Below are 12,410 nucleotides of genomic sequence, written 5' to 3' on the forward strand. Positions count from 1 at the left end.
CAAGACTTATTTAATTGTCGTTTTATAATACTATGTCTTTTATATATTACAGTTAAAAAGAGAGATTGACAAGGTCGAAATTTAATGACAATTTTTAATAATTTAAAACAACATAATTCAAAAGTCGCCAAAATGCTGGTTGATAATCGTGTCGATGTGGAAGAGATCAACGGCATTATATCATTTTCTATGCTTATTCTGTCCTCTGTGATTTCGATTTTACTCTTCTTCATGACTTTTTTTAATACTTTTTACAGTAATCTCAGATCGGGATATTTGATATGGTTTTTTGCATCGTTAATTATGCTGATTCTGCTTAAGCCTATTCAACGGCGCATATCTTCAGCAGTAACAATGTATATAGGTTATTCGATATTGTTAATTTATGCTGTTATAACCAGCTGCTTTGTTACGCCTGATTTCATATGCGTCACAAATTCTCGCTTTACTTATTGAAATCCCTGTCATTACTTTGGACAAAAATACACGTGTAAATCTTGTTACGGCATTGTTCTCATGCGTTTATATAATGTTTGCAGTTCATTTTAAAAAAGCATCTGTTATTAATGACGACATAGTCAATACAGTCTGCTTTTTGGTTCTCGGAATCGCAACTGGAGAATTTTTGAGATATGCGAGACTGGAAAATATCGAGATGAAACGCCGTGCCGAGATTCAGAAATATACGGATTTTCTCACCGGATTATTAAACCGCAGGAGTTTTTTTGAATGTTTGTCATGTAATAAGCACACAAGCATCGATGATAAGCCTGCTGCCATTGCTATGCTCGATCTTGACCGCTTTAAAAGCTTCAACGATACATACGGGCATCAGGCAGGAGATGAATGTCTGCATCGCATCGGCAGCTGTCTGTTAAACTTTCAAAGCAGAAATGCAATAAAAGCTTTCCGTTATGGAGGCGACGAATCAATTATTGTCGGCTTTTCCTCCTGCCGTGACAAATTTTTAAATATAGTAAATGAAATGCGTACCGCTATAGAAACACTTGAGATTCCGAGTTCGGGATCAGAGCATCCTATAATAACTGTAAGTATCGGCGTGGCTTTCAGAGATGATGACAGCGAAAATTATGAGCAGTTGGTCAGCCGTGCCGATCAAGCGCTTTATGCAGCAAAAAGCAATGGACGAAATCGGGTGGTGTTGTTTCAAAATGAGATGGGAGCGCCGTTTAAAGCGTCGTCAGTTAGCCTTGATAAGGAATAATCGATTTTTTGTCATTTGCGCGGTAATTATTTAAACGGCAATTAAATAATCCTTGTTTTACAAGAGAGAAATCGTAATTTTAAGTTTAGATTATAACGTGATTTCTATGATTTAGTATGTTTCATGATTATTCAGCAGATATTTAGAAAGCTTTAATATAATATTATTGATTTTTTGAAATTTACTATTGACAAAGTATAGAATGGGTTTTATAATATAAGCAATGAGAAGCATATAAATTCGAGGTGGCAATCGGGTTTATATGTGATCATTTAAAATAAGTGAACATTATCGTAGGTTTCACGAAAATGGCAAAGCTTTTGAAAAAAAGCGACGCAAAACTATAGGGTCTAACGGTTCGCCGTATTTTGCGGCTTACCCATGACAGCCAGCTGCCGAATAAAGCCTGTTTTTTATTTACACGGGTACGCATAATAGCGGTTGTGTAAGTAAAATAATCGGTCGTCCTCGGCGGAGCATAGCTTACGCCCGGAGCGATCGATTTTTGTGCTTACGGCCACTTATTTTATATTGCGTATCCGGTTTTTTCACTTTCGGTTTAAGCCGGTTACAGCGCAAAACAACGGAGAAATCCGTGAACCTGATGCGAAAACCCGGTTTTCCTTTGGTTTAATAAGCAGCCCCCATGAAATTATAATAATAATTTCATTGCTTGTAAACCAAAAGGAATTCTGCGCGTCAGCGGCGTGTAAATGCGCAATCTTGTCTTCGCCTGCGAGTGGTACGCAGGCGAAGACAACCCACTATTTGTTTTAATGGGTATATAAAAGTTATCAGTTATGAATATTTTTAACTTTTTACTCAATAATATTACATGCGAAACTTTGCAATCCCGTTAAATGAAAAAAATATTGATGTGTAATATCGGAGGGAATACACGCAATGACAGAAGCAAAAACAGTATTGTCATCTTCTGAGAACAATAATACAAAAGCCGACGGAAATAATATATCTCAATCCATTGCAATAAATAACAGCTCTCTCTGTGTAAAGTACATGGGTAAATGTTTATCTGAACATATTAAAAAGATTGACGGATTTTTTGATGCGGCTATAACAGCACCAAAAATACATTCTGCCGACAATGAATGCTTTCTTATCAGATCTCATATGCATATGTTTATGAAAAAAATATCAACGCGTTCAGATCTTTTATATCTTTCAAGCCGCAACCGTGTTATAACCGTACATGAAAATGTCGTACCAAAAAAGCTGCCGTCTCCGATGCGTGACTGCCATGCCGTTCTTTCTTTACCTGTCGGATTCGTAACAGCCAATAAAATTAAAATGGGCGAGTATATCGAACTTTCCTGATTATTATTCTCTAATTTATTTTTTTATAGGTATCCGAAGAAAGGCCGCTCAGAGCGGTCTTTTTTCGTCAGTATATCCATATAATTTTTTGTATTTTTATTGATTTATTTTAGATTTTATGTTTTAATATGTCATATCCATTTTCTCAACAAGAAAGGTCAGTTTATGTATAGCGATTTAATTTCAGTCCGGGATTTTGGCGCATTGCCTGATGGTAAAACAGATTGTTCCTCCGCCATAAAGCAAGCGCTCGCACAGATACCCTGCGGCGGCACATTATATTTTCCCCGCGGCGAATACCTTGTTGAACAGCCAGTCACGATTTCAATATCTCATCTTAAAATGGTCGGTGACGGAAGGCAATCACATATCATATACACTTATGATCAAAAAGACAGCGACAGCGATAAGTCCTCTTCTCTTTTCTATTTTCCATCCGGAACAAATGATATAAGAATCAGCGAGCTTCAGATAGAATACCGCGGCAGGTTTTTTGAAAAGCTTGGCGAAAGCTATTCGGGTAAAATCTCCGCGTTTTATTTCTCGGCCTGCGATGATGTTGTCGTCGAGAAGATTGAAATATTCGGCTTCAACGCCAACGGTATATTTATTAACGGAACCCCGGATAATTACGCTAAACGTTGTATAATTGATAAATGCTATTTACATCATAATCGCGTAGCCGGTGTCCTTTACGGCTATGTCGACGGCATATCGCTTACGAACAACGCTTTTGAATATCACGGCTCGCCATATGACGGCGGCACCGGATACGGCTGTGCAGGATGGTCGGGCGGAATGCCGAAAAACATACAGGTGATCGGGAACAGAGCTTCATATAATTACCGCAAGGGGATTGATCTTCATGCCGGAGAAAGCGCTGTAATCGAGGGTAATATTTGCGACAATAATTTATTATACGGCATTTATGTGGAGGGTCCCAACACTAAAAACGCGATAATCCGCGGCAATATAATCAGTAATATGGTCTGCGAAAGGCTTCCTTACAACGCGACATATAACTGGAATATGGCCATTTCCTTCGGCGTATACTCTGAAACAAAGGATACCTCGCTTGATCGTAATTATATAATCAACGATAATGAAATATTAAATTTCTCATTTACCGAAGGAGACGCATGGCCGATCTACGCATATTATTCCCAGACATCAGGAATGATTCAGATAAAGAATAATATAATTCGCGCTAAAAAGATCACAAACGCGGTTGCGCTCCATGCCGCCGTCAACCATTCGTTCCACAGCAAAGTATGTCTCGACATAAGCGGAAACCAAATATTCTGCGAACGTTGTATCAACGCGCCGTTTGATATCGATAAATTCGATTCACTCACATTCCGTGACAATCGGTTCAACTGTGTCGGAGAATGTGGCTCGCCCGCGGTTTATATACCCGGACATGAGGCAAATACCATAATCACCGACGGCAATGTTATTTCCTGCGGAAGCTTTGTCAAAGGAAATCACTTATCCGCAGAAAATGATCTGATAACGGATAAGCTTATTTATATGCCTCTCGAAAACAAGAACAACCATACGGTAAAGCTTTATGGTCGCGATCTGATAAACGGCGCTTTGGCGCGTACTGCCGATTAAGTAAGCAACGGCGGACAAAAATTACACGACTTTTAAAATCACTCTGCTAAAAATTAATTTTACCTAAACAAATCACCGGAACAGGTTTATATCGGAGCGTATTATACGTAGCCGATATAAGCCTGTTCCAGCTTTTATTTTTATTTATATCGTGAGGTCATTTTATACAATTCAATCAAGTCGAAGGTATTTACAATGCTGATTCCAATTACTGTTCATCATGATTAAAACTGATTCTTTTACCTGTTCTATATGTCTATTATGAATAAGAAAGAAATAATCCCGGATTGTTCCACGTACAAATTTCATATCGAAGGAAAAAGCGCTGCACAGACTATCAATTTGAAAAAATGTGCGAAAACGATTCAGGTAGGTGTCCTCTTCCAGTCGTGAACGATGGTTGTAGAAAATAACGCTATGTCCAGATGAATAATAATCAACGATTTCATTCTCGAAAATATATTTTATACTTAATTTGCTGCCCGGATAAACACTTTTAGGCAGCAATCCGTTATCAGGATCAAGAAATACAATATCAGTGTCCGTTAACTTTTGTAAGGCATTACTATGCCATTCATTTCGAAATTTTTTATTTGATTCTTGTGGCGATAGCAATTGATCATTGTAATAAACAGCATTTGAAATGAGATTCATGTTCTCCAACATAGAAATGCTTCGTTGATTACCATATACCATATAACCAAGCTTGCCGAGCAATTCGTCATCGCAACCTATAAATTTCGAATCACTGAGATAACCAATATGTTTCCCATCGTCATTATGTACTTCGTCGGAAACAAGATACCAATTTACTCCAATCCGGAGATTACTTCCGGCAAGAATACGTAGTATTCCTATTTTCCCAAAATCACCAACATCGCCTGCATATCTGTCTTGCATTCTTGTTTCATCCTCAAATTCTTTATTTAATATATTATAATATGTAATACAGAGCGTGTTAAAGGCATCTTAGCATAAAATATATCTTTTCTATTTTAAAGTAAATTTTTCAAGTTTGATAGAAATATTCATTACTAACCCGGACGAGGCATGCGGCTCAGCTATTTATTTCAATATTTCCCTTACCATCCACTTTAACATCTAAATCAAATATTTCGCAAGCAATATCAGAGGGAATAGAAAAGTATATAGCAGAAATTACTTTATCGCCAAGAGACACGTTTTTTATATACTTTCCGTCATTACATGATATATTTTTTGCTTTGCTGTCATAAATATATTCAACGTTTTTATAGCTGAAATGCGTCATTCCATCATAATACGCTTCCGTTCCTCCCAATTCTTTAAGTACTAATTCAATAGGAATATAGAGCTTGTTATTTATGTAAGCGGCAGGATATCCGATATATTTGCCGTTTACAAAGACACATGGCATGTTTTTACCGCAGAAATCGATTAAACTATTTTCTTCAATACGGTAATATTCGCGGAAGGTTTGGTAAAAATATCCGTCATCCTGCATCATAGTATGTCTGTATAGATCATCGTAATCAAGACAGTAAGATATCTTTTGACCGCTATTTCTAACATTTGAAATATTTATATTGTCTATTGATTTATTGTAGACATACCCTTTTATTGTCGGAAAGATAACAGCCACTCCGATAACGGCAGCTATAGCTGGAAAAAATGTTTTCTCTGAAAATGCCTCTGTCAAAAAGCTTGATATCACCGGTATAATAAGCAGTATAAACGGAAGGAAGGTACGCGGATATATAGATTCGGTACCAAGCATGACAAAAACGCTTGCGTACGCGGTGATAAGTAAAATGCCCTGATAACGCAGAGATTCCGTTTTAATTAAAATGTATATAAGATATACTGTATAAACGGTATTTAAAACAAAAATAGAAATGCATAAAGCCTTACTGTCAGTCTGCCATAATAAATAAGTTCCTAGTAAGCATCCCCAGAAAAAGGATATATGTCTAAGCGTTTTATTTGATTTTATTGCAATAAAGGACGCCAATGCGATTAAAACGCAAAACAGACCTGCGCCCTGTGGAGAAAAAAGCTGCTTTGATAATGACCAAAGCCGATTTAATATTTCTGCCGGGTTTATTTTTCCGAGTAAATTCTCAATCCCACATGAATTTTCTCTACCTGCCCGAGTTATCGTAGCCGGAGAAAGCATAACGGTGATCCATCCTAAAAAACACGGAAGACAACTTTTTAAGATGATTTCTTTGATATTTATATTTTTATATTTTATTTCACTTAAAGTAACGGAGAGCGTCAGGCATATTGCCGCAAATCCGCACTGCTCGGTGGTAGCACCGCATAAAAACAATAAAAATACCCCGGTTACAGGAATTTTACCTTTTGTTACATTCCGTTTTAAAAACCAAAGAACCATAATTATCATAAAAGACGGATAAACATAATTAAAAAAGGCAGATCTCCATAAAAGGCTCTCGCGTAAAATCCGAACCGGAATAAGCAGCACTGCCGAAAACGAGAGCGCGATAAAAAAAGCACTGTTGTGGCTGAAAGCCTTACTCGAAAAATAAAAAGACGCATAAAGTATCATACCTGCAACGATGGAAAACACAACCGTACCTAACGGTATTATCGCTTCCGCAAGCAGATGAACGATAACTCTTCCGTTGAAGGTCTTGTAATGCTCTACATTTTTCATAATAAAGCTTATGAATCCATCTCTGAAAAATGTACCGTAATAGTAATCATCCGCATATAAAAGGATATTATTTATGATAATTATCAAACAAGCAAGCGAAGCAATCAGGCATATTACAGAGAATATATTCTTTTTTGTTATTATGCTTTTCATAAATAATATACTTTCTTCTTTTAGTCTGCCAAATTATATTTAAATATAAATTACTCAATGATTCAGAATATAATGATGATATAATCATAGTATAACATATCATTGCTTTCATTTCAAGATAAAATTATTTTTCATTAGTAAAAACAAAACAGCTTTATCAATCCCGTTAGAGAAAGATAAAGCTGTTTTATTAAGTTTCTTGCCCGGCTTCTTTTCAACGAAGACGTGTATTCTTCATCATATGTCAATTAATTTTCATTGAAAATCCCAATTTTACGGAACCTCGCATAACGCTGAGCTAAAAGCTCATCCTTTGATATGGCCGATAATTCCTGAATATCGGCAAAAAGCCGCTCGCTGATATTGCCGCACATGGAATCGAAATTATCAAAATCCTCATCGAACACTCCGTCGGAGACCGACATTGAAATCATATCCTCCGATGTGATTTTAAGGCTTTCAGCTATTTCGCACGCGCGGGATACGTCCTTAAGCAGGATTTCAGCGCAGCCCTCTGCCGATATGACGGAGTAAACCGAATTTTTCAGCATATACACCCGGTTCGCGACCGCTATTCCGAGCGCGCCTCCGCTGCCGCCTTCACCTATTATTATCGAGATTACAGGAACCTTAAGGCCCTGCATCAAAACAAGATTCTGCGCTATCGCCTGACCCTGTCCGCGCGCTTCCGCTTCTTCGCCGCATGCCGCGCCGGCGGTATCCACAAAGCACACAACCGGACGATTGAATTTTTCAGCCTGCTTCATAAGCCGGTATGCTTTACGGTATCCCTCCGGCATCGCCGATCCGAAGCCGCAGGCAATCCTCTCCTCGGTGTTCCGTCCGCGCTCTATTCCGAGATAGGTGACGACAATACCGCCCAGCTCTCCTATTCCGCCGAGCATCGCGGGATCGTCGCCAAAGCACCGGTCGCCATGCAGCTCAGTACGCCGTTCAAAAATACGCTCAATATATTTTAACGCGGTAGGACGGTCAGGCGAACGCGCCGCCAATAATCTTTCATACGATGTCATTCTTGTCCGCCTCCGTTTCTTATGTGCTGTGATAAAAGCCTGCCGAGAACGGCTTTCAGTTCGCTTCTCGGAACGATGTTGTCAATAAAGCCGTGCGAAAGGACAAATTCAGCGCTCTGAAAATCAGCCGGAAGCTTTTTGCGTGTGGTTTTCTCGATGACCCGCCTGCCGGCAAAGCCGACCAATGCCCCCGGCTCACAGAGAATAATATCGCTCTGCATGGCAAAGCTTGCCGTTACTCCGCCGGTGGTCGGATTTGTCAAAACTGAAATGAACAGGTTTTCTGCCGATCCGTGTCTCTCGACGGCTCCGCTCACCTTTGCCATCTGCATCAAGGATAATATGCCTTCCTGCATACGCGCGCCGCCCGACGCACAAAAGCCGACGACCGGAAGCGACTTTTCTGTCGCATATTCAAACAGACGCGTGAGCTTCTCTCCGACCGCGCTTCCCATACTGCCCATCATAAATTTTGCTTCCATTATGAAGACTGCCGCAGAGAGGCCTGTTATTGACGCACTCCCGCATATTACCGCTTCGGTTTCTCCCGAATCGTTGCGCGCCTTTGCTATTTTGTTGTTGTATCCGGGAAAAGTAAGAGGATTTCCGCTTGATATCTCTGTAAAAAGCTCATTAAAGCTCGCGCGGTCGGTAACAAGCTTAAGCCGGCTGCGCGCGCTTATTTGATAATGATGTCCGCACCAGGGGCAAACGGCGCTGTTTTTTGCAATTATATGCTGAGGCTCGTATCGTTTGCAGACAGGACATTGTAAATATTCCTCACCCGGTTGCTTTTGATTGATTCCTCCGGGTTCAAGTGAATTCGCAGCTTTTTTGAAAATTCCCAAGAATTTATCCATAATTATTTAATACCCTTGATGTATTCAGAATAAAATGCCGTGTCGTAATTGCCGTCGACAAATTCACGCGACGAAATCACATGAAGCAGCTCGTCGATATTGGTCGCAATGCCGGTGATCGCTGTTTCGCACAAAGCCGAATTCATTCTACGTATGGCTTCGGCACGGTTTGGCGCCCATACCACCAGCTTTCCGAGCATGGAATCATAATAAGGCAAAACAGTACTGCCGCTAAAAAGAGCTGAATCGAAGTGAATCCTCACGCCGCTCGGCGCGTGAAGAAAATCAATCTTCCCGGATTCTCCGGCATTAATGCGGCATTCAATTGAAGCGCCCTGAAGAGCAACATGTTCGAATTCATCAGGCAACGGGATCTGCGCGGCAATTCTTATCTGCCACTTTACTATATCGATTCCGCTGATTTCCTCCGTAACCCCGTGTTCAACCTGTAAACGCGTGTTCATCTCGATAAAATAAAAATTTTCTTTTTCATCGACAAGAAACTCTACAGTACCAGCGTTTTTATATCCCGCTTCCCGCGCGACAGCGATAGCCGCATCCTTAAGCGAGCTTCTCAGCCGATCCGAAATCGCCGGACATGGCGTTTCCTCTATAACCTTCTGATTATTCTTCTGAAGCGAGCAGTCGCGTTCGCCTAATGTTATAATTTTGCCGTAATTATCGGCAAGCAGCTGAACCTCTATATGTCTGATATGAGTTAAATATTTTTCTATATATACATCAGCGCATCCGAATGCTTTTTTTGCTTCTCCTGAAGCTGCCGAAAATGCTCCGCGCAGTGATTCCGCGTCATTCGCGCGGCGTATGCCTTTTCCGCCCCCTCCGAGGCTTGCCTTGACCAAAACAGGATATCCTATTTCAGTCGCAAATTTTAAAGCTTCTTCTTCGCTTTTGATCACTCCGGTGCCCGGTACGGTCGGAACGCCCGCGCTTGCGGCAATTTCACGCGCGCGGCTTTTTTCGCCCAGAGAACGTATACATTCACTGTCAGGACCTATGAAAAGCAGATCCTGCGCCTCGCACAGCCTTGCGAAATCAGCATTTTCAGACAGAAAGCCGCAGCCGGGGTGAATACCGACCGCTCCTGTGGCTATCGCCGCGCTGACGATCCTCTCCATATTCAAATAGCTGTCGCCGGAATACGCTCCGCCGACACAGACGCTTTCGTCCGCAAGCGCAACATGCAGCGAATCCCGTTCCGCTTCCGAAAAGACCGCAACTGTTTTAATACCCATTTCACGGCAGGCGCGAATGATCCTCACCGCCGCCTCCGAACGGTTGGCAATAAGTATTTTTGCTATCATAGTTTTACCCGTTTCCTGTCAAAGCAAATGAAAATTCCGCGGATACGCATTTTTTACCGTTCACAAAGCCTTCGCCGGAAGCAAAATAAATGCTGCCGCAAACACGAGTTATGCGGCACTCAGTGCAGAATAACTCTCCGGGCTTGACCGGGCGGCGAAACCGTACATGATCAAGTCCGGTAAACATCGGAGTTTTCCCTTCGCTTTGAGCAGCGAGGAGAACGCATACCGACTGCCCCATCATTTCACAGAGTATGACTCCGGGGACAACCGGGTTTCCAGGAAAATGACCGTCCAAAAACCATTCGTCTCCTCTGATTTTGACTGTTCCGCGAGCAACACCATCCATCGCTTCGGCTTCGTCAAGCAGAAGCATGGAATTGCGGTGCGGCAGTAGCTTTTTAAGTTCTTCTTTATTCATCCGAAACACCGAACGCGGAGAAACGGTCCGCCCGCGTCCCTTCCACATTATTTATCAATGTTTTTATTCATTTTCATTTTTATCTTCATTAATTTCAATTTCAATTTCAAAAAGGGGCTGATTGTATTCGACGAGCTTTCCGCTTTCGACACAGACTTTTACTATTGTTCCACCCACTCCGGCCGTAATATCGTTAAGCATTTTCATCGCCTCAATAATGCATACCACATCACCCACATCAACCCGTGAACCGACGCTTACATACGGAGGTTTGTCAAGAGCGGGTGAAAAATAAACCGTTCCGACAATCGGCGATTTTAATATATAGATATTCTTCCTGGGTAAGGTGTTTTCAAAGCGCGGCATAGTATCAGGCTGTGAATTATCAGTTTGAACCGATAAAGGCAGGGGCGGCTGCGGAGATGTTAAATTCGGTTTTTCAAGTGCGATATGTGTATCACCATCGGTTATATCGAGCTTAACTAGTCCGAATTCCCGCATTATTTCAGCTGCTTCACGAAGTCTTGATATATCCATAATTCGGTTTCACCCTTCTGTTTTTTTGAATGCCACACAGGCATTATGTCCACCGAAACCGAGCGAAACAGATAAAGCTATATCAAGTTTCGCATGCTGTGCGGTATTCGGGGTATAATCGAGATCGCAGGATTCATCCGGCTCGAATAAATTTATCGTCGGAGGAATTATTTCGTCTCTCAGCGCGCATATAGCGGCGATGGCTTCCACGCCGCCGGCGGCACCGAGCATATGCCCTGTCATAGATTTAGTTGAGCTTATATGCAAGCGCTTCGCTTCCTCGCCAAAAGCAAGTTTAAGCGCAAGCGTCTCTGTTTTATCATTGAGAGGCGTTCCCGTACCGTGTGCGTTTACATAAATTTTTGAACAGTCGCCGCCGTCCGAACCGGAAAGAGAATCCCTGATCGCACGCATGCTTTCCGTTCCTTCCGGACGCGGAGCAGTGATGTGATATGCGTCACAGGTGGAACCGTACCCGAAAATTTCAGCATATATTTTCGCGTTTCTTGAAACTGCGTGTTCATACTCCTCTAAAATCAGAGTTCCCGCGCCTTCGCCGAGTACGAAGCCGGCGCGCCTCCGGTCAAACGGAAGCGATGCCGCAGACGGATCAGCAGCGTCGGTAAGCGCCATGCAGTTCCCGAAGCCGGCAACGGTAAGAGGATTTATCGCCGCCTCCGTGCCTCCGCATATTATCGCGTCCGCATATCCGCCGGTTATTGCTCTGTATGCTTCTCCGATCGCCGATGTTGAGCTGGCGCAAGCGGTGCAAACCGAAATACACCCGTTGTTTGCGTGATAACGAATTGCGATGCTTCCCGCGGCCATATTGATTATCATTTTGGGAATGAACTGTGGCGTAACCTTGCGCGGTCCGCCTTCAAGAAATGCCTGATGTTCCGAACACAGCGTATTGAAGCCCCCGATTCCGGAACCGTAATACACTCCCAACCTGTCAGGAGATATTTTCCCCAAAATTCCGCTGTCCTCAATCGCCTCATCCGCGGAATAAAGCGCGTACTGAACAAATAAATCGTTTTTGCGCACCGTTGTTTTTTCGAGACGCGTTAAGGGATCAAAGTTTTTAAGCTCGGCAGCAAGCGTATATTTTGAATCCGTTGCATCATACGCTTTTATTTTCCCAATTCCGTTTTTCCCGTTTCTGAGCGCCTCGGTAAATTCAGCTACCGAATTGCCGATCGGAGTCAGCGCGCCAATTCCGGTTACAACTACTCTTTTCATAT

The 12,410-nt window shown here is 41.9% G+C and carries 11 protein-coding genes and 1 riboswitch; of the genes, 3 read left to right on the top strand and 8 right to left on the bottom strand.

Annotation, left to right across the window (positions count from 1 at the left end):
* Positions 1 to 529: 529 nt before the first annotated feature.
* The 3 genes from VB118_00745 to VB118_00755 all read left to right on the top strand — a co-directional run bounded on the left by VB118_00745 (position 530) and on the right by VB118_00755 (position 4,177).
* Positions 530 to 1,225, top strand: coding sequence for a GGDEF domain-containing protein (locus tag VB118_00745; protein ID MEA4831127.1), 696 nt, complete (start codon positions 530 to 532; stop codon positions 1,223 to 1,225).
* 300 nt (positions 1,226 to 1,525) lie between these two features.
* Positions 1,526 to 1,625: riboswitch (cyclic di-GMP riboswitch) on the top strand.
* Between the two features lie 503 nt (positions 1,626 to 2,128).
* Positions 2,129 to 2,560, top strand: a complete 432-nt coding sequence (locus VB118_00750) for a DUF192 domain-containing protein (protein MEA4831128.1) — start codon at positions 2,129 to 2,131, stop codon at positions 2,558 to 2,560.
* Positions 2,561 to 2,725: 165 nt separating this feature from the next.
* Positions 2,726 to 4,177 carry a glycosyl hydrolase family 28-related protein gene (locus VB118_00755; GenBank protein ID MEA4831129.1) on the top strand — a complete coding sequence of 484 codons (1,452 nt, stop codon included), beginning with the start codon at positions 2,726 to 2,728 and terminating at the stop codon, positions 4,175 to 4,177.
* A 171-nt stretch (positions 4,178 to 4,348) separates the two neighbouring features.
* Here the strand turns inward: VB118_00755 and VB118_00760 are convergent, their stop codons facing one another.
* The 8 genes from VB118_00760 to fabF all read right to left on the bottom strand — a co-directional run bounded on the left by VB118_00760 (position 4,349) and on the right by fabF (position 12,408).
* A complete protein-coding gene (locus VB118_00760) occupies positions 4,349 to 5,077 on the bottom strand; it encodes a hypothetical protein (protein ID MEA4831130.1) in 729 nt (242 codons plus the stop codon).
* A gap of 157 nt (positions 5,078 to 5,234) precedes the next feature.
* Positions 5,235 to 6,989 (bottom strand): DUF6056 family protein, encoded by a 1,755-nt coding sequence (locus VB118_00765; protein ID MEA4831131.1) that lies wholly within the window; start codon positions 6,987 to 6,989, stop codon positions 5,235 to 5,237.
* Between the two features lie 248 nt (positions 6,990 to 7,237).
* On the bottom strand, positions 7,238 to 8,023 hold the full coding sequence (gene accA, locus VB118_00770) for a carboxyltransferase subunit alpha (protein ID MEA4831132.1): 786 nt from the start codon (positions 8,021 to 8,023) through the stop codon (positions 7,238 to 7,240).
* The gene (gene accD, locus VB118_00775) at positions 8,020 to 8,883 is read right to left on the bottom strand and encodes an acetyl-CoA carboxylase, carboxyltransferase subunit beta (GenBank protein ID MEA4831133.1); all 864 of its coding nucleotides are present in this window, start codon (positions 8,881 to 8,883) and stop codon (positions 8,020 to 8,022) included. The genes accA and accD overlap by 4 nt, the downstream gene beginning before the upstream one ends.
* Before the next feature lie 2 nt (positions 8,884 to 8,885).
* Positions 8,886 to 10,208, bottom strand: coding sequence for a biotin carboxylase N-terminal domain-containing protein (locus VB118_00780; protein MEA4831134.1), 1,323 nt, complete (start codon positions 10,206 to 10,208; stop codon positions 8,886 to 8,888).
* Positions 10,209 to 10,212: 4 nt separating this feature from the next.
* Positions 10,213 to 10,629, bottom strand: a complete 417-nt coding sequence (locus VB118_00785) for a 3-hydroxyacyl-ACP dehydratase FabZ family protein (GenBank protein ID MEA4831135.1) — start codon at positions 10,627 to 10,629, stop codon at positions 10,213 to 10,215.
* A gap of 63 nt (positions 10,630 to 10,692) precedes the next feature.
* Positions 10,693 to 11,166: a biotin/lipoyl-containing protein gene (locus VB118_00790; protein MEA4831136.1), complete on the bottom strand. Its 474-nt coding sequence runs from the start codon at positions 11,164 to 11,166 to the stop codon at positions 10,693 to 10,695.
* A gap of 9 nt (positions 11,167 to 11,175) precedes the next feature.
* On the bottom strand, positions 11,176 to 12,408 hold the full coding sequence (gene fabF, locus VB118_00795) for a beta-ketoacyl-ACP synthase II (GenBank protein MEA4831137.1): 1,233 nt from the start codon (positions 12,406 to 12,408) through the stop codon (positions 11,176 to 11,178).
* Positions 12,409 to 12,410: the final 2 nt, after the last annotated feature.

This window comes from Oscillospiraceae bacterium (assembly GCA_034925865.1).
GTDB lineage: Bacteria > Bacillota > Clostridia > Oscillospirales > SIG627 > SIG704.